The sequence below is a fragment of the Streptomyces sp. MJM8645 genome (assembly GCF_001625365.1).
Lineage (GTDB): Bacteria > Actinomycetota > Actinomycetes > Streptomycetales > Streptomycetaceae > Kitasatospora.
The window spans coordinates 2,592,921-2,610,000 of record NZ_LJJF01000001.1 but is presented as its reverse complement, the minus strand read 5'-3'; the positions used below and the strand labels follow the sequence as shown (position 1 = coordinate 2,610,000).

12 protein-coding genes and 2 rRNA genes are annotated in these 17,080 nt (G+C 71.3%); 12 read left to right on the top strand and 2 right to left on the bottom strand.

Going from position 1 to position 17,080, the window contains the following annotated elements; all coding sequences use genetic code 11:
• Nucleotides 1-48 precede the first annotated feature (48 nt).
• The 11 genes from A6F73_RS11100 (at nt 49) to A6F73_RS11050 (ending at nt 15,069) form a co-directional block, all read left to right on the top strand.
• Nucleotides 49-3,169 (top strand): 23S ribosomal RNA (locus A6F73_RS11100).
• 87 nt (nt 3,170-3,256) lie between these two features.
• Nucleotides 3,257-3,373: ribosomal RNA gene (gene rrf, locus A6F73_RS11095) — 5S ribosomal RNA — on the top strand.
• A gap of 202 nt (nt 3,374-3,575) precedes the next feature.
• Nucleotides 3,576-4,985 (top strand): histidine kinase, encoded by a 1,410-nt coding sequence (locus A6F73_RS43970; protein ID WP_279634894.1) that lies wholly within the window; start codon nt 3,576-3,578, stop codon nt 4,983-4,985.
• Nucleotides 4,937-5,602 carry a response regulator transcription factor gene (locus A6F73_RS11085; protein WP_063347646.1) on the top strand — a complete coding sequence of 222 codons (666 nt, stop codon included), beginning with the start codon at nt 4,937-4,939 and terminating at the stop codon, nt 5,600-5,602. The genes A6F73_RS43970 and A6F73_RS11085 overlap by 49 nt, the downstream gene beginning before the upstream one ends.
• 201 nt (nt 5,603-5,803) lie before the next feature.
• Nucleotides 5,804-7,411, top strand: coding sequence for a DUF2637 domain-containing protein (locus A6F73_RS41395; protein WP_063347645.1), 1,608 nt, complete (start codon nt 5,804-5,806; stop codon nt 7,409-7,411).
• Nucleotides 7,412-7,563: 152 nt separating this feature from the next.
• Nucleotides 7,564-8,853, top strand: a complete 1,290-nt coding sequence (locus tag A6F73_RS11075) for an aldolase/citrate lyase family protein (protein WP_063347644.1) — start codon at nt 7,564-7,566, stop codon at nt 8,851-8,853.
• A gap of 111 nt (nt 8,854-8,964) precedes the next feature.
• The gene (locus tag A6F73_RS11070; RefSeq protein WP_063347643.1) at nt 8,965-9,621 is read left to right on the top strand and encodes a YigZ family protein; all 657 of its coding nucleotides are present in this window, start codon (nt 8,965-8,967) and stop codon (nt 9,619-9,621) included.
• A 124-nt stretch (nt 9,622-9,745) separates the two neighbouring features.
• Nucleotides 9,746-10,060, top strand: coding sequence for a cupin domain-containing protein (locus A6F73_RS11065; protein ID WP_079135597.1), 315 nt, complete (start codon nt 9,746-9,748; stop codon nt 10,058-10,060).
• A 262-nt stretch (nt 10,061-10,322) separates the two neighbouring features.
• Nucleotides 10,323-12,221: a hypothetical protein gene (locus A6F73_RS11060; protein ID WP_063347641.1), complete on the top strand. Its 1,899-nt coding sequence runs from the start codon at nt 10,323-10,325 to the stop codon at nt 12,219-12,221.
• A 114-nt stretch (nt 12,222-12,335) separates the two neighbouring features.
• Nucleotides 12,336-14,012, top strand: a complete 1,677-nt coding sequence (locus A6F73_RS40395) for a restriction endonuclease (RefSeq protein WP_063347640.1) — start codon at nt 12,336-12,338, stop codon at nt 14,010-14,012.
• Nucleotides 14,013-14,340: 328 nt separating this feature from the next.
• Nucleotides 14,341-15,069 carry a ZIP family metal transporter gene (locus A6F73_RS11050; RefSeq protein WP_063351112.1) on the top strand — a complete coding sequence of 243 codons (729 nt, stop codon included), beginning with the start codon at nt 14,341-14,343 and terminating at the stop codon, nt 15,067-15,069.
• A 75-nt stretch (nt 15,070-15,144) separates the two neighbouring features.
• Here the strand turns inward: A6F73_RS11050 and A6F73_RS11045 are convergent, their stop codons facing one another.
• Nucleotides 15,145-15,756: a MarR family transcriptional regulator gene (locus tag A6F73_RS11045; protein WP_208869070.1), complete on the bottom strand. Its 612-nt coding sequence runs from the start codon at nt 15,754-15,756 to the stop codon at nt 15,145-15,147.
• 167 nt (nt 15,757-15,923) lie between these two features.
• Between A6F73_RS11045 and A6F73_RS11040 the strand changes: the two genes are divergently transcribed.
• Entirely contained in the window at nt 15,924-16,256 is a 333-nt protein-coding gene (locus tag A6F73_RS11040; RefSeq protein ID WP_063347639.1) for a DUF2218 domain-containing protein, read from the top strand.
• On the opposite strand, the gene A6F73_RS11035 is transcribed toward A6F73_RS11040, so the two are convergent.
• The gene (locus A6F73_RS11035) at nt 16,229-16,900 is read right to left on the bottom strand and encodes a phosphatase PAP2 family protein (protein WP_159398429.1); all 672 of its coding nucleotides are present in this window, start codon (nt 16,898-16,900) and stop codon (nt 16,229-16,231) included. The two genes, A6F73_RS11040 and A6F73_RS11035, sit on opposite strands and share 28 nt — an antisense overlap.
• Nucleotides 16,901-17,080 lie beyond the last annotated feature (180 nt).

The window sequence follows — 17,080 nt, the reverse complement described above, 5'->3', positions numbered from 1 at the left end:
TGTGACTGGTCGTTGTTTGAGAACTGCACAGTGGACGCGAGCATCTGTGGCCAAGTTTTTAAGGGCGCACGGTGGATGCCTTGGCACCAGGAACCGATGAAGGACGTGGGAGGCCACGATAGTCCCCGGGGAGCCGTCAACCAGGCTTTGATCCGGGGGTTTCCGAATGGGGAAACCCGGCAGTCGTCATGGGCTGTCACCCGCTGCTGAACACATAGGCAGTGTGGAGGGAACGCGGGGAAGTGAAACATCTCAGTACCCGCAGGAAGAGAAAACAACCGTGATTCCGGGAGTAGTGGCGAGCGAAACCGGATGAGGCTAAACCGTGATGGTGTGAGACCCGGCAGGGGTTGCCATCGCGGGGTCGTGGGATTTTTCTTGACCGGTCTGCCGGCCGGTCGACGAGTCAGAAACCGTATGGGTAGTCGAAGGACATGCGAAAGGTCCGGCGTAGAGGGTAAGACCCCCGTAGACGAAATCTGTACGGCTCGTTTGAGAAACTCCCAAGTAGCACGGGGCCCGAGAAATCCCGTGTGAATCTGGCGGGACCACCCGCTAAGCCTAAATATTCCCTGGTGACCGATAGCGGATAGTACCGTGAGGGAATGGTGAAAAGTACCGCGGGAGCGGAGTGAAATAGTACCTGAAACCGTGTGCCTACAAGCCGTGGGAGCGTCGTTCATCAGCTTGCTGGTGGGCCGTGACTGCGTGCCTTTTGAAGAATGAGCCTGCGAGTTTGCGGTGTGTAGCGAGGTTAACCCGTGTGGGGTAGCCGTAGCGAAAGCGAGTCCGAATAGGGCGTCTGAGTTGCATGCCCAAGACCCGAAGCGGAGTGATCTAGCCATGGGCAGGTTGAAGCGCGGGTAAGACCGTGTGGAGGACCGAACCCACCAGGGTTGAAAACCTGGGGGATGACCTGTGGTTAGGGGTGAAAGGCCAATCAAACTCCGTGATAGCTGGTTCTCCCCGAAATGCATTTAGGTGCAGCGTCACGTGTTTCTTGCCGGAGGTAGAGCACTGGATAGGCGATGGGCCTTACCGGGTTACTGACCTTAGCCAAACTCCGAATGCCGGTAAGTGAGAGCGTGGCAGTGAGACTGTGGGGGATAAGCTCCATGGTCGAGAGGGAAACAGCCCAGAACACCGACTAAGGTCCCTAAGCGTGTGCTAAGTGGGAAAGGATGTGGAGTCGCAGAGACAACCAGGAGGTTGGCTTAGAAGCAGCCACCCTTGAAAGAGTGCGTAATAGCTCACTGGTCAAGTGATTCCGCGCCGACAATGTAGCGGGGCTCAAGCACATCACCGAAGTCGTGTCATTGCAGCATATAGGGCCAACGCCTGCTGTGATGGGTAGGGGAGCGTCGTGTGCCGGGTGAAGCGGCGGTGGAAACCAGTCGTGGACGGTATACGAGTGAGAATGCAGGCATGAGTAGCGATACAAGAGTGGGAAACTCTTGCGCCGATTGACCAAGGGTTCCTGGGTCAAGCTGATCTGCCCAGGGTAAGTCGGGACCTAAGGCGAGGCCGACAGGCGTAGTCGATGGACAACGGGTTGATATTCCCGTACCCGCTTTGAAGCGCCAACGCTGAACCAGGTGATGCTAAGGCCGTGAAGCCGGCCCGGAGTCTTCGGACAAAGGGACGTGGTGGAGCCGCTGATCCAAGTCTGTAGTAGGTGAGCGATGGGGTGACGCAGGAAGGTAGTCCAGCCCGGGCGGTGGTTGTCCCGGGGTAAGGGTGTAGGACGAACGGTAGGCAAATCCGCCGTTCACATAGTCTGAGACCTGATGCCGAGCCGATTGTGGTGAAGTGGATGATCCTATGCTGTCGAGAAAAGCCTCTAGCGAGTTTCATGGCGGCCCGTACCCCAAACCGACTCAGGTGGTCAGGTAGAGAATACCGAGGCGTTCGGGTGAACTATGGTTAAGGAACTCGGCAAAATGCCCCCGTAACTTCGGGAGAAGGGGGGCCATTCCTGGTGACGGCACTTGCTGTCAGAGCTGGGGGTGGCCGCAGAGACCAGCGAGAAGCGACTGTTTACTAAAAACACAGGTCCGTGCGAAGCCGTAAGGCGATGTATACGGACTGACGCCTGCCCGGTGCTGGAACGTTAAGGGGACCGGTTAGCTTGGATTCGTCCAGGCGAAGCTGAGAACTTAAGCGCCAGTAAACGGCGGTGGTAACTATAACCATCCTAAGGTAGCGAAATTCCTTGTCGGGTAAGTTCCGACCTGCACGAATGGCGTAACGACTTCTCGACTGTCTCAACCATAGGCCCGGTGAAATTGCATTACGAGTAAAGATGCTCGTTTCGCGCAGCAGGACGGAAAGACCCCGGGACCTTTACTATAGCTTGATATTGGTGTTCGGTTCGGCTTGTGTAGGATAGGTGGGAGACTTTGAAGCAGCAACGCCAGTTGTTGTGGAGTCGTCGTTGAAATACCACTCTGGTCGTGCTGGATGTCTAACCTGGGTCCGTGATCCGGATCAGGGACAGTGTCTGGTGGGTAGTTTAACTGGGGCGGTTGCCTCCTAAAGAGTAACGGAGGCGCCCAAAGGTTCCCTCAGCCTGGTTGGCAATCAGGTGTTGAGTGTAAGTGCACAAGGGAGCTTGACTGTGAGACTGACGGGTCGAGCAGGTACGAAAGTAGGGACTAGTGATCCGGCGGTGGCTTGTGGAAGCGCCGTCGCTCAACGGATAAAAGGTACCCCGGGGATAACAGGCTGATCTTCCCCAAGAGTCCATATCGACGGGATGGTTTGGCACCTCGATGTCGGCTCGTCGCATCCTGGGGCTGGAGTAGGTCCCAAGGGTTGGGCTGTTCGCCCATTAAAGCGGTACGCGAGCTGGGTTTAGAACGTCGTGAGACAGTTCGGTCCCTATCCGCTGTGCGCGTAGGAGTGTTGAGAAGGGCTGTCCCTAGTACGAGAGGACCGGGACGGACGAACCTCTGGTGTGCCAGTTGTCCTGCCAAGGGCATGGCTGGTTGGCTACGTTCGGGAGGGATAACCGCTGAAAGCATCTAAGCGGGAAGCCTGCTTCGAGATGAGCACTCCCACCTCCTTGAGAGGGTAAGGCTCCCAGTAGACGACTGGGTTGATAGGCCGGATATGGAAGCCCTGTGAGGGGTGGAGTTGACCGGTACTAATAGGCCGAGGGCTTGTCCTCAGTTGCTCGCGTCCACTGTGTTGTTCTGAAACAACGACCCCAACCCGTTTGGCTACGGGGTTGGTGCGGTTGACAGTTTCATAGTGTTTCGGTGGTCATAGCGTGAGGGAAACGCCCGGTTACATTCCGAACCCGGAAGCTAAGCCTTACAGCGCCGATGGTACTGCAGGGGGGACCCTGTGGGAGAGTAGGACGCCGCCGAACAATCATTCACAGAGAACCCCCATCCGGGAAACCGGATGGGGGTTCTCTGCATTTCCAGACAATCTCAACAATCCGCTCGGGCTATGTCCACCCGCAGGTGGTGCTAGGACCACCTCGCAATTGGGGTGGCATGGCCAGTGCCTGGAGCGGGTCGTTCGTGAACACTTGTGGAGGACGATCGAGACCGGCATCAGGAGCTTCGGTGGCAACAGCGAGTCGAACGAGCGGCGCGACGGTGCGCGCGCAGACCGAGGCGGCCGTCGCGTCGGGCGGCCAGGGGCTGGCGCGGCTGGCTCTCCTGGTGGTGGGCGCGGTGCCGGGGCTGGTGCTGCCGGTGGGGGCGGCGATGGCGGCGGGTGGGGTCACGGCCTCGGTCTTCCAGGATTCCTACTACCCGGTGGTCCTGTTCGGCCTCGCGGTGGCGGCCGTCGCCGGCGCCCTGGTGGCGGCTCTGTTCGTGCGCCGCACGGCGAGCCGGACGCGCCAGCAGCTGGAGCGCTGGTACGGCATCCGCCTGCCGGCCGTGTACCAGCCACGGCCCGCGTTGGAGCTGGACGAACGCGGGCACTGGTGGACGGGCTACTCGTACCACCGCTCCCGGATGGTCGCGAAGTACGCGCAACTGCTGCACTGGGGCGCCCGGGACCGGACGACCCGATCGGAGGTGGCCTGGCTGGCCATCAGCCCCGCCCTGGTGGTGGCGCTGGCGGGCCCGGTGGCCGTCCTGATGGTGCTGGGCGTGGCCTGCATCCTGACGCCGCTGTCTGTGGACGGGTTCGGGCCGGTGCCCGCACGCCTGGTGTCGGTCCTGCTGAGCGCCGTGCTCGGGCTCGGCATGGTGGCGGTCGGGGTGCTCGTGGCGCCGTATGCGGTGCGCGGGTACGCCGAGGCGGCCCGCCGGGTGCTGGACCAGGACGGCCGGGCGACGCACGCCCAGCTGACCAGGCGGGTGGCCGAGCTGACCGAGACCAGGGCGGACGCGGTCGGCGACCAGGCGGCGGAGCTGCGGCGGATCGAGCGGGACCTGCACGACGGCGCGCAGGCGCGACTGGTCGCGATAGGGATGACGCTGGGCACGATCGAGCACCTGATGGACACCGACCAGGCGGCCGCCCGGGAACTGCTCTCCGAGGCGCGGCAGTCCTCGGCCCGGGCGCTCCAGGAGCTGCGGGACCTGGTCCGCGGCATTCACCCGCCGGTGCTCGCCGAGCGTGGACTGGGCGACGCCGTGCGCGCCTTGGCGCTGGACAGCGCCCTGCCGACCGAGGTGTGCGTGAGCCTGCCGGACCGTCCGCCGGCGCCGGTGGAGGCGGCGGCCTACTTCAGCATCTGCGAGCTGCTGGCCAATGCGGCCAAGCACTCCGGGGCGGAGCAGGTGTGGGTGGACATCCTGTACCGGGCCGGGCTCCTACGGATCACGGTGACGGACGACGGGGTGGGCGTGGCGGATCCGTCCCGGGGCACCGGCCTGCGCGGGATCGAGCGGCGATTGGGTACCTTCGACGGTGTCCTCGCCATCGACAGCACGTCGGGCGGTCCGACCACCATCACCTTGGAGCTGCCGTGCGAGTTGTCCTCGCCGAGGACCTCTACCTCCTTCGCGAAGGCCTGATCCGACTGCTGGAGGCGCACGGTTTCACCATCGCCGCGGCCGTGGAGACGGGCCCCGAACTGCTGGAGGCGTTGCTGACCCACCGGCCGGACGTGGCCGTGGTCGACGTCCGGCTGCCCCCGACGCTCACCGACGAGGGGCTGCAGGCGGCGCTGAAGGCTCGCAAGGAGATCCAGGGCTTGCCGGTGCTGGTGCTGTCGCAGCATGTTCAGCAGCTGTACGCGCGCGAGCTGCTGGCCGACGGCACCGGCGGGATCGGATACCTGCTGAAGGACCGGGTGTTCAACGCCGACCAGTTCATCGACGCGGTCCGCCGGGTGGCGGCCGGCGGAACGGCGATGGACCCGGACGTGATCGCGAAGCTGATGCAGATCACCTCGCGTCGGCCCGGCCCGTTGCTGCGGCTGTCCCCGCGCGAGCGCGAGGTGCTGGAGCTGATGGCCGAGGGCTGCTCCAACTCGGCGATCGCCGCCCGCCTGGCGGTCAGCGACGGGGCGGTGGCCAAGCACATCGCCAACATCTTCACCAAGCTTGAACTGGCCCCCGCCGAGGACGCCAACCGCCGGGTGCTCGCGGTGCTGACCTACCTCAACGGAACGGCCGGGCCGAAGGGCTGACGATCCGCCCGGTCCACGGTGGGCGGGTCGTCAGCCCCGGACGGTGACACGCCAGGCTGCGGAAACGCTGAAACAGGTGTACGAGTAAACTCCGGTGGGCCGAGCCCGGAGGTCGCTCAGCCGTCCGGCGCCCCGACAAGCGGGAACCGGCAGCCGAGGCAGCGTACGGCAGCAGCCGACATCCAGGGGTTGATAGACGTAATGGCACGCCCAACGCTCACCAAGGCCCATCGGGGCCTGCTCGGCCTGGTCGCGGCCGGCGCCTGCATCATCTCGGGCATCGGCTTCGCGGGCTCGTACAACGCGGTGCGCGAACTGGCCCAGGAGAAGGGCTTCGGGGCCTTCTCCTACGCCTTCCCGATCGGCGTCGACGCCGGCATCGTCGTGCTCCTCTCGCTCGACCTGGTACTGACCTGGCTGCGGATTCCCTTTCCGATGCTGCGGCAGACCGCCTGGGTACTGACCGTCGCCACCATCGCCTTCAACGCGGCCGCCTCCTGGGGCGATCCGCTCGGCATGGGGATGCACGCCGTCATCCCGGTGCTCTTCGTGGTCGTGGTCGAGGCCTCCCGGCACGCGGTCGGCCGGATCGCGGCGATCACGGTCGACCGGCACATGGACTCGGTCCGGATGATGCGCTGGCTGCTCTCCCCGGTGCCGACCTTCAAGCTCTGGCGCCGGATGAAGCTGTGGGAGCTGCGCTCCTACGACGAGGTCGTCCGGCTGGAGCAGAACCGCCTGGTCTACCGGGCGCAGCTGCGCTTCCGGTACGGCCGCGGCTGGCGCCGCTCGGCGCCGATCCAGGCTCTGCTGCCGCTCAAGCTGGCCAAGTACGGGGTGCCGCTGGACCCGGCGCTGTTCGACCGTCTGGACGAGGAGGCGCGCGAGCGCGAGGCCCGGGAGGCTCTGGCGGAGAAGGAGGCACTGGAGCTCCAGCGGCAGGACGGCCGCGCCGCCACGGCCATCGCCCCGGCCGAGGCCGCCGCCCCCGCGGCTCCCGTCGCCGCCGCCCCCGCTTCGGCTTCGGCCCGCCCGGAGCCGGCCCGGCAGGCGCAGCAGATATCGCAGGTCCAGCCCCAATCCCAGGCCCAGGCTCAGACCCACGTCCAGCCCCAGCCCCAGCCCGAACCGGCCGCGGCCCCGGCTCCGGTCGCCGTCGCGCCGATGTCCGCCGAGGTGGCCGCGCCGATGCTGGCGAAGCTGGCAGCCGTCCGGCTGCGTGCCGCGCAGGAGCCGAACGGCGTGGCGGAGGAGGCCCCGCAGCCGCACCGCGAGGAGCTGAACGTGTGGACCGAGCGCCCGGTGCGCACCACGGGCCACCCGTCCGACGCCGCCCCCGGCGGCCGGGTGCCCGGCCAGGCCTCGCCGTGGTTCAAGCCCCCGCGTCCGGTCGCCGAGGAGCCGGTCCTCCCGCAGCAGCCCCAGGCTCAGGTCGCCCAGGAGGCGGGGTTCGCCGCCGAGCCGCAGCCCCGTCACCCGGGGCAGCCCCTTCCGGCTGGGCAGCCCGCTCCGGCCGAGCAGCCCGTCCACGGCGAGCAGTTCGTTGCGGCCGAGCAGCCCCCCGTCCACGACGAGGAGTCCGCGCTGCGCTCGGCCCCGTCCCGGCTGGATCCGGACCTGGCCTATGACGCGCTGGTCAGCTACATGGACAACCACGAGCACCAGCCCGACCCGCAGCGCCTCGCCGAGTGGCTGACCAAGCAGTACGGCGTCACCGGCAACCGTCCGGACGGCTCGGTCCACCCCAAGGACGTCGCCGAGCTCTACCCGCAGCTGCGCGACCGCTACGCCGCCGCCGGGAGGGACTGACCAGGGCCGCCTCGGCCGGACGCTCCGTCGAACGTTCCTCCGTCGAACGCTCCTCCGTCCACCGCTCGGTCGGCCATTGACGCCCGATCCGGCCGGAGCTACCTTCACCTCAACAAATTGTTGAAATGTTGGTCCGGCATGGAGGAGTGCGGATGTCGCAGGTCGAGGTCGACGGTAACGGACCGACGGGCGGGGCCTCCTTCTCCGCCACCGCCCGCGCCGCCGTGGAGGCGCTGCTCGCCCCGGTCGACGCCGACCTGGCGCGCCGCTACCCCGGCGACACCGGTACCAGGCAGCCGGTGCACACCGTCTACGTCCCGGCCGACGCCTTCGCCGCCGACACCGTACGGGAGTGGGGCCGCCAGGCTCTGGAGGCCTTCGACACCCACGCCGGCACCCCCGCCGAGCTGGCCCGCGCCCTCGGCCTGGCCGACGACGAGCTGCTCGCCGACGTGCACGCCCGGGTCCGCGCCAAGCTGGAGCGCGAGCCGGTCGAGGACCTGCGGATCGACTTCGAGGACGGCTACGGACCCCGCCCGGACGCCGAGGAGGACGCCGCCGCCGTCCGCGCCGCCGAACTGGTCGCCGCCGCCGTGGCCGAGGGTGCCGCGCCGCCGTACCTCGGCATCCGGATCAAGTGCATGGAGGCGGCCGTCCGCGACCGCGGCATCCGCACCCTGGAACTGTTCCTGGCCACCCTGCTGGCCGGCGGCGGCCTGCCGGACGGCCTGGTCCTCACCCTGCCCAAGGTGACATACGCCGAGCAGGTCACCGCGCTGGTCCGGCTGCTGGAGGACTTCGAGCGCCGCGCCGGGCTGCCCGCCGGCCGGATCGGCTTCGAGATCCAGATCGAGACCACGCAGGCCATCCTCGGCCCGGACGGCCGGGCCACCGTGGCCCGGATGATCGAGGCCGCCGAAGGCCGCGCCACCGGGCTGCACTACGGCACCTTCGACTACAGCGCCTCCTGCGGCGTCAGCGCGGCCCACCAGAGCATGGACCACCCGGTCGCCGACCACGCGAAGGCGGTCATGCAGGTGGCCGCAGCCGGCACCGGCGTCCGACTCTCCGACGGCGCGACCAACGTCATCCCGACCGGCTCCACCGAACAGGTGCACGCCGCCTGGAAGCTGCATCACGACCTGGTCCGCCGCTCGCTGGCCCGCGCCTACTACCAGGGCTGGGACATGCACCCGGCGCACCTGCCGACCCGCTACGTCGCGGTGTACTCCTTCTACCGCGAGGGCCTGGCGGCCGCCGCAGCCCGGCTGGCCGCGTACGTCGCCAAGGCGGGTGGCGACGTGATGGACGAGCCGGCCACCGCCCGGGCACTCAGCGGCTACCTGCTGCGCGGCCTGGACTGCGGCGCCGTCGACCCGGCCGAGGTCACCGCGCTGACCGGCCTGGACCGCGCCCGGCTGGACGCCCTGGCCGGGCGCTGACCCCGCGACCGGCCGACGAAGCCCGGCCAGGGCCTAGGCTGGCGGTGCCGCCCCGGGACGCCCGGGGTGTGCGCCGCCAGCCGTCGCCGTTTCCGGGAGAACCACCGCGTCATGTCCGCCACGCCGGAACCGACCGCCAGGCCGTACCTCACCATCCGGCGGGCCGGCAGCCACGAGACCGAGATCAAGAAGTCCCGGTTCATCTGCCACCTCGCCCGGGTCGCCGACGAGGAGGAGGCGCAGGCCTTCATCGCCGGCATCCGCAAGCAGTACTGGGACGCGCGGCACAACTGCACCGCCTTCGTGGTCGGCGACGAGCAGCGCCGCGAACGCTCCAGCGACGACGGCGAGCCCGGCGGCACCGCCGGGGTGCCGATGCTGGAGGTGCTGCGCCGGCGCGGCCTGACCGACACCGCCGCCGTGGTGACCAGGTACTTCGGCGGCATCAAGCTCGGCGCGGGCGGCCTGGTGCGGGCGTACGGCAACGCGGTGTCCGAGGCGGTGGACGAGATCGGTCTGCTGGAGCGGCGGCCGGTGGCCCTGCTCGCGGTGACGGCCGACCACGTGCGCGCCGGGCGGGTGGAGAACGACCTGCGGGCGGCCGGCTACACGGTGAGCGACCTGGCCTACGAGCCGGCCGGGGTGCGGATCGAGGTGGGCGTGCCGCAGCCGGAGGTGTCGGCCTTCCACGCCTGGCTGGCCGAGGCGACCGGCGGTACCGCCGTCGCGGTCCCGGCCGGCCGGACGTACGTCGAGGTGCCGGTCTGATGCCGGAGCAGGCGGGCGGCGGCGCTTTCGGCCACCTATTCGGCCAGATCGCGGCCGATCCGTTTCGGAGCCTTGCGGGGCGTGCCTAGCCTGGTCCGGTCGTCGAGCAGGAAGCCGCCCCGAGATGCCCGTCGTCCAGACCGTCACCCTGCCGCCGGGGGCCAGCACCGGCTGGCACTACCACCCGGGCCGGGTGGACGTGGTGGTGCTGTCCGGGACGCTGACCCGGACCCTGCACGACGGCCGGGTCGAGGTCAGCCGGGCCGGGGACTCGCTGGTCGAGGAGGCCGGACCGGTCCACGTCCACGTGGGGCGCAACCTCGGGGACGAGCCCGTGGTGCTGATCGCGAGCTACGCCGCCCCGGCCGGTTGCCCGTTGGCGGTGCCGGTCGCGGAGCCCGCGTGGAGTCGCAGCGGCGCCCGGCCCGCCGAGGCCTGACCTGCTGAGGTCTGACCAGGGCTGCTCCGGCGCTGTCACCCGTGCCCCGCCGTCCGCCGTCCGGCGACGAGGGGGGCGGGCCCGGGAGCCGCGCCACGCGGTGCACGGCTTGAGCAGATTCACCCGAACGTATTGACGTGGCCCGGAGTTGGAACTTCCGCTCCGGGCCGTGGCGTTTCCTGGGCAAGGATCCGGCCGAACCGGACGAATAACCCATCGATGGAGGACACCAGACCCCACCCCGCACCACGGAGGTATGCGCATGACCTCAGACCGCTTTTCGTCGCCCGCCGGCGCCGACCTGACCGGCCCCGCGACGCCCTACCGGATGACCGTCACCACCACCCTCCCGCACCGCGAGGCCGTCGCCCTGGCCGACGAGCAGCTCGCCGCCTGGCTGAAACAGGAAGGCTGCGAGGAGCCTCCGCCGGCTCCCCGTGCCCTCACCGGGCCGCCCCCGGCCGGACCGGCCTCGACGGGGACGCCTCCAACCCGACCGAAGCCGCCCGAACTGACGCCCCCTGGGCTGACGACGTCCGGACCGACGCAGTCCCGATCGGCCCCCGCCGCCGAGCGACTGCGCCTGGGCGACCGCGTCCTGCTCGACCGCGACCAGGGCCCGCTGCGCGGCGGCCCGGCCGCCGGCCGCTACGACCGCCGGCGCCTGCGCACCCCGACCCCGCACGGCACCCAGCAGCTCACCCTGACCGTGGCCACCGCGGCCGACGGCCCCACCTGGGTCCGGCTGGAGGCCGAGACGCACAGCACCGGCAACGGCGTGCGGACCCCTTGCCGGGTGCCGGTGCCCGAACTCGCCCGCACCCTCCTGCCGCTGCTCGACGCCACCGACGGCCCGGCCGCAGTCCACCCGGCCCCCCGGGTGATCACCGCCGGCGAGGTCGACGGCCTGATCGACGAGCTCTGCGACCCGGAGCGCCGGCTGCCCGTCGTGGTCGCCAGCGTCCCGGTGAACCTCCCGCTCGAACGCTGGGTCGAGGACGTCGTCCGCCCGCTCTGCCACCAGCTGCCCGGCCTGGCCACCGCCTACGTCCTGGACCCGGGCGCCCGGACCGGGTTCAACGTCGCGCTGGAGTACCACAGCGTCTACGGCGGAGCGGTGCGCACCTACCTGCCCGAGGTCGACCCCGCCTCCCGGTGCGACGGCGCCCGGCACCCGGTGCTCGCCCGGGGGCGAATAGAGCAGGACCTCCGCCGCGCGGCCGGGCTGCTCGCCCGCGAGCCGCGCCGGCTCGCCGCCGACCTGCCGCTGCCGCCCACGCTGGCGGCCGTCCCGGTGCTGCGGGTCGCCCCGGCGCCGCCCCGCGCGGCCGTCAGCCCGGCCGGAGACCCGGCCGCCGCCCGCGCCGAGCTGGCCGCGCTCGTCCGGGAGGAACAGCAGGACCGCGCCGAGCAGCAGGCCAGGGCCGACGAGCTGGAGCGGGTCCGGCGCACCCTGCGGCACGAGCGCCGGGACAACCGGGTGAGTCGGGACAGCCGGGACAAGCAGGACGGCCGCGAGGGTCATGAGGGCCGCGACCGTCCGGAGCTCCGCGAGCGCCACGACGGCCGGGACGGCCACGTACGGGCCGGCTCCCGCGCCCTCACCGGGCGCCACTGCATCCTCCAGGGCACCGCCGGGCACTTCACCACCAAGCCGTCCGCCCGGCCCGGAAAACCGGAGACCTTCACCGAACTCATGGCCAGGATCGACGAGTTCACGCTGCTGACCTTCACCGGCGACCAGAAGAACGCGCTCGCCCTGGACGGTCTCCGGTGCTCCGGCGCGGGCTGGGCCCGGCTCGCCTGGGACGGGCTGACCGCCCTTCAGGAGTACGCCGAGGCGGCGGTCCGCGGCGCGGCCGGCGGCGACTTCAAGCAGTGGTGCGAGCACACCCCGGAGGGCTGCCACCACTTCCCGCCCCGCAAGGCGGTGCGCGGGGAGTCCCGGACGGTGTTCAGCCACACCAAGTGGAAGCGCGAACGGATGCTGCCCGTCCCGGAGAGCGTGGACGCCTCCCGGCGCGCCTTCATGGGCGCACACCTGCGGATCGGCGGCGGCCGTACCGCGCCCCGGCTGCACTACCTGGACGACTGCTCGGGCAGTGGCCGGATCTATGTCGGCTACATCGGCCTGCACCTGACCAACACCCGGACCAACTGAGAGGCTGGGCTGACCACTGCCGCCCGTTCGGTGGACAATGTCCGGCAGGGGCGGGCCGCAGGGTCGCCGGCCGCCCCGGGCAGGCGCCGGACGAGCATGGGGGAACGACGACCGATGCAGCACTCAGCAGACGGCCAGCCCGACGGCACCGCCACCGTCCAGTTCCCCCGGCCGGGCTTCCTCGCCTCGGTCTTCAGAGAGTTCAACACCGACCAGGGCCAAGGTCAGGGCCTGAACCCGGACGCCGCCGCCCCCGGTACGCCCGATGACGGCGGGTCCGGCGACGGTGCGTCCGGCGACGGTGCGTCCGGCGACGGCCCGGCCGAGCCCGAGGAGTCCATCGCCGCCCACGGCCGGGCCGCCGCCCTGACCCACCACCGCACGCTCACGGTCCAGGCCGAGCACGACCGGCTGGCCGACCTGCTCCGGCGGGCCGCACTGCCCGTCTCGGCCATGGACTTCGAGAGCCAGCTGCGCCACTACGAGCCCCGCCCCTACCCGGCCGACGGGCCGGAGACCGGCAGCGAGGCCGAGCCCCGCTGGGCGGACTTCGCGCCCGCCGGGCCGGCCACCGCCGACCCCGACGGCGCCCCGGCCCGTCGCCTGCTCGACTCCGGTTACCAGCGCGAGCTCGCCCAGGCCCGGCTGGCCCACCAGCGTTCCCTGCGCGAGTGGCGCACCCGCCGGGCCGAGGCCGACAACTCGGCCGCAGACGAGTCCCGGCGCGTCCACGAGGCGGCCGAGGAGGCCCGGGCCCGCGCCGTGCGCGAGTACAACGAGAGCCTGGAGGAGTGCCGACGGGCCTACCGGCTGTCCGAGCCGGCCGCCGTGGAGTCACTGCTGGAGCGGGCGCTCGCCGCGGCCGAGACCGCCACCCAGGACCTGCCCGCCCCCTGCCGGGCGGTCTTCCGCCCGCTCACCCGTACCGCCGTGCTGGACCTCGACCTGCCGCCGCTCGACCTGGTGCCCTCGCTCACCGGCTACCGGCTCGCCCCGGACGGCGATATCGTCCCGGTCCCGCGCCCGCCGGCGGACCGGGCCACCGACTATCTGCGCCTGGTCGCCCGGCTCGCCCTGCGCGCCCTCCAGGCCGCCGACGCCGTCGACACCGACGAGATACTCGCGGGCGTCGTGCTCAACGGCTGGCTGCGCGAGCCCGGCACCGCCGAGCCGCTGTGCCTGGTCAGCGTGGACGCCGACCGCGACGCACTGGCCCGCACCCGGCTGCTGCCGCCCGCCACCCCGTACGAGGAGCGCGACGACGAAGGCGTCTACGCCGACGCCGAGCAGGACGAGGCGCTCGTCCGGCTGCGCCAGCTCGGCGCCGCCGTCACCCCGGACCCGTACGGCCGCGTGGGCGTGCAGCCCGCCGCGCAGGCGGGTGCCGCCGTACCGGCCGCACCCGACCTGTCCGCGAACGAGTTCGCCCAGCTGGTGCGCGACCTGCTCACCCGCGGCGGGCTCGCCGAGTGGAGCGTGCGGCTGCGCGGCCCGGCCGGACTGGTCGCCACCGGCGAGGGGGCCCCGGGCAGTGCGCTGCCCGGCCGCTGGGTGGTCTGGGCCTCCCGGGGCGCCGCGCCGGTCAGCGCGGAGGAGATCGTCACCCTGGCCGAGGCCGTTCAGGAGGAGTCCGCCGAGCGCGGCCTGCGGCTGACCACCGGCCGCTTCGCCGACGAGGCCCTCGACCTCACGGGCGAGGAGAGCCACCGCCACATCCACCTGGTCGACGGCGACGGCGTGAGCGAACTCGCCCGCACCCACCTCGGCCTGCCCCTCGCCGCAGGCCGCTGACCCCACCTCCGGTCCCCGCCCCCACCCTCGTCCCCGTCCCCGTCTTCGCAGCTCACCCCGACGGACCGCCCGGCGGGCGCGCCCCCGCACCCGACCCGAGGCTGGGGAACGGGCACCGGCGGAGCAGCGGCACCCCGGGCGATCACCGTCGAACGGTCGTCCGATACGGTCGGCGGTCGGCCCGGCCACGGGCGGACCCCAGGGGGAGAGGAATGGGCAGAGCGCCCGGCAGACCACACGGCGGCACCCGCCGGCGCCCGCACAGCGGATCGACCCACCCGGAGGCGGCCCGGTGACCGCCGTCCTGGTCGCCGCCGGGGCGTTCCTGATGACCCTGATCGGCGGCTTCGTCGCCCAACGCACCGGCGACCGCCGCCACCTCGTGCTCGGCTTCGCCGCCGGCCTCATGCTCGGCGTGGTCGCCTTCGACCTGCTGCCCGAGGCCATGCGCCAGGCACCGGACGAGGTGCACGGCGTGCCGCAGGCGCTGCTGATGTTCGCGGTCGGCTTCCTCACCATCCACGTGGTCGAACGCGCGGTCGCCATCCACCGCGGCCACGAGAGCGAGTACGCCGAGCACACCCACGGCCACCAGCACGCGCACGCCCACCACGCCGGGCGCCAGGGCGTCGGCCTGACCGCCGCGCTGGCCCTGGTCGGGCACAGCGTGATGGACGGCTTCGCGATCGGCGCCGCCTTCCAGGCCGGCACCACGGTCGGAACGGTCGTCGCCATCGCCGTCGTCGCCCACGACTTCGCCGACGGCTTCAACACGTACACGATCACCCGGCTCTACGGGAACAACCGGCGGCGGGCGCTGACGCTGCTCGCGGCGGACGCGCTGGCCCCGGTGTCCGGCGCCGCGATCACCCTGGCCTTCACCATCCCCGAGCACCTGCTCGGCCTCTACCTCGGCTTCTTCTCCGGGTTCCTGCTCTACCTGGCGACCTCCGACATCCTCCCGGAGGCCCACAGCCCGCACCCCTCCCGCAGCACCCTGCTCTGCACCGTCGCCGGGGTGGGGTTCATGTGGCTGGTGATCGGCCTCGCCACCTAGGGGCAGGGCAGGGCGGGACGGGCCGGGACGGGGTCTAACGCGGCGGGCCGCCCAGCGCAGCCGACCGCTCCCGCGTCACCGCGCTGCGCCCGGGGGCGCCGTCCGCGGTGGTGGACCGGCTGCGAGGAAGCGGGCCTCGGCGGCGCGCAGCACTCGCAGCAGCACTTCCTGCTCGTCGGGACCGACCTCGCCGAAGTACTCCTGGGCCACCTCGTGCCGGACCTGCCCGATCCGTTCCACCGCTGCGCGGCCCGCCTCGGTCAGCAGGATCCGGACCGCCCGCCGGTCGGCCGGATCGGGCCTGCGCTCGACCAGGCCGGCCTCCTCCAGTGCGTCGACCACGGTGGTCGCCGAGCGCGGGGCGATGTGCAGCCGCTCGGCGAGGTCGCTCAGCCGCATCGCGCGGTCCGGCAGCTCGCAGCCGGGCGCGTGGGCCAGGGTGTTCAGCGCCCGGGCCTGGCCGGGGGTGATGCCGTACGGTTCCAGCCGCCACCCGGTCTGCCGACGGATCCGCTTGATCGCCCTGGTCATCGTGTCGGCCAGCTCGGCGGCGGTGTCCGAGGCCGCGTCCGAGGCGGCGGTGTCCGAGGCCGCGTCCGAGGCCGTGGTGTCCGAGGCGGTCGCCTCGGCAGGGGCGCCGGGCGGGCCGGGGGAGGGGTCCGCCGGGTCGGTCGGCGTGGTGGTCATCGGCGGTCTCCTCGGCAGGCGTCCGCCCCAGGGTATCGGCCGGTCCGGGGCCGGCGGCCGACAGCGGACGGCACCCGGAGAAAAATGTTGAGCTTGGCTCAGTACCTGGGTTAGCGTAGCCCCAACTGAGGGGACCCTAAGTTCCCTCCCCGGATCCTGGAGGGCCCGTGCCCCGCTCCGAAGCCCGCGTCACCACCGACCGCCCCACCCGCTACGCCAAGCAGCTCGCCGCCCACATGGGCCGCAAGATCGAGGCCACCTTCTCCGAGGAGACCGGCCGCGGCACCCTGGTCTTCGGCGCCGGCACCGCCACCCTGGAAGCCCGGCCCGACGCGCTGCTGCTCACCGTCGAGGGCGAGCGGGAGAACCTGCCCGGTCTGGAGGACGTCGTCGGCCGCCACCTCGTCCGCTTCGGCGCCCGCGACGAACTCGTCATCGAATGGCACCGCGACAACGGCGAGACCGGCCTCGTTCACCGCAACGACGACCCCGAGGCCTGACCGCCGCCGCCCCCGCCGCCCGGCCGGGGCAGCCGCCGGGCCAGCCCCCACAGCACCAGGGCGGCCAGGCACCAGCTGGCCACCACGTCCAGCAGCCAGTGGAAGTCGCTCCACACCAGCCCCGCGCCGACGCCCACCGCCAGCAGCCCCGCGCCCGCCGTCAGCAGGCGCGCCGCCCACGGCCCCGCCACCCGCACCAGCAGCAGCGCCGCCACCCCGTACGAGAGCGACGCGGTGGCGGTGTGCCCGGACGGGTACCAGCCCCACTGCCCCGGCGTCAGCGGATCACCGAGCGGGCCCGGCCGGGCGAACGCCGCCTTGGCCGGCACCACCAGCAGCGGGATCAGTCCGGCGGTCAGCGCCGCCACCGGCAGCGGCAGCCACCAGCGCCCCGCCGCCCCCGTCCGGCGCCACCGCCACGCGGCCAGCACGCCGGCCGCCAGCAGCACAGGGATCGCGGGCACGCTGTCGCCCAGGTCGGACAGGACCTGGCCCAGCTGGTCCAGCAGCGCGCTGGGGTGGTCCCGGTGGGCGCTCCGGACGGCTCCGCGGACCGAGCGGTCCCATCCGAGCAGTGGGCCGTCCGCCGCCACCTGCCACGACACCAGCAGCAGGACGACCGCCGCCGTCAGCGGCACGGCCACCGAACGGGCCACCCGGCCCGGAACGCCGGACAGCCGCCCCGGAGCAGGGGGGAGAGCTCCGGGGCGGCTCTGATGATCGCCGTTCCGTGCGCCCCGGGGGGTGTGGGTCGGACGGTCGGTCGATCGGTCTTCGGTGGACGCCACCCCTCCCGGGGCGGCCTGGTTGTCCTCGCGGCACGC

Excerpts from the sequence above, each read along its gene's own strand:
- A6F73_RS41395 (WP_063347645.1), top strand. The coding sequence starts at position 5,804 with ATGGCACGCCCAACGCTCACCAAGGCCCATCGGGGCCTGCTCGGCCTG.
- A6F73_RS11075 (WP_063347644.1), top strand. The coding sequence starts at position 7,564 with ATGTCGCAGGTCGAGGTCGACGGTAACGGACCGACGGGCGGGGCCTCC.
- A6F73_RS11070 (WP_063347643.1), top strand. The coding sequence starts at position 8,965 with ATGTCCGCCACGCCGGAACCGACCGCCAGGCCGTACCTCACCATCCGG.
- A6F73_RS11065 (WP_079135597.1), top strand. The coding sequence starts at position 9,746 with ATGCCCGTCGTCCAGACCGTCACCCTGCCGCCGGGGGCCAGCACCGGC.
- A6F73_RS11060 (WP_063347641.1), top strand. The coding sequence starts at position 10,323 with ATGACCTCAGACCGCTTTTCGTCGCCCGCCGGCGCCGACCTGACCGGC.
- A6F73_RS40395 (WP_063347640.1), top strand. The coding sequence starts at position 12,336 with ATGCAGCACTCAGCAGACGGCCAGCCCGACGGCACCGCCACCGTCCAG.
- A6F73_RS11050 (WP_063351112.1), top strand. The coding sequence starts at position 14,341 with ATGACCCTGATCGGCGGCTTCGTCGCCCAACGCACCGGCGACCGCCGC.
- A6F73_RS11045 (WP_208869070.1), bottom strand. The coding sequence starts at position 15,756 with ATGACCACCACGCCGACCGACCCGGCGGACCCCTCCCCCGGCCCGCCC.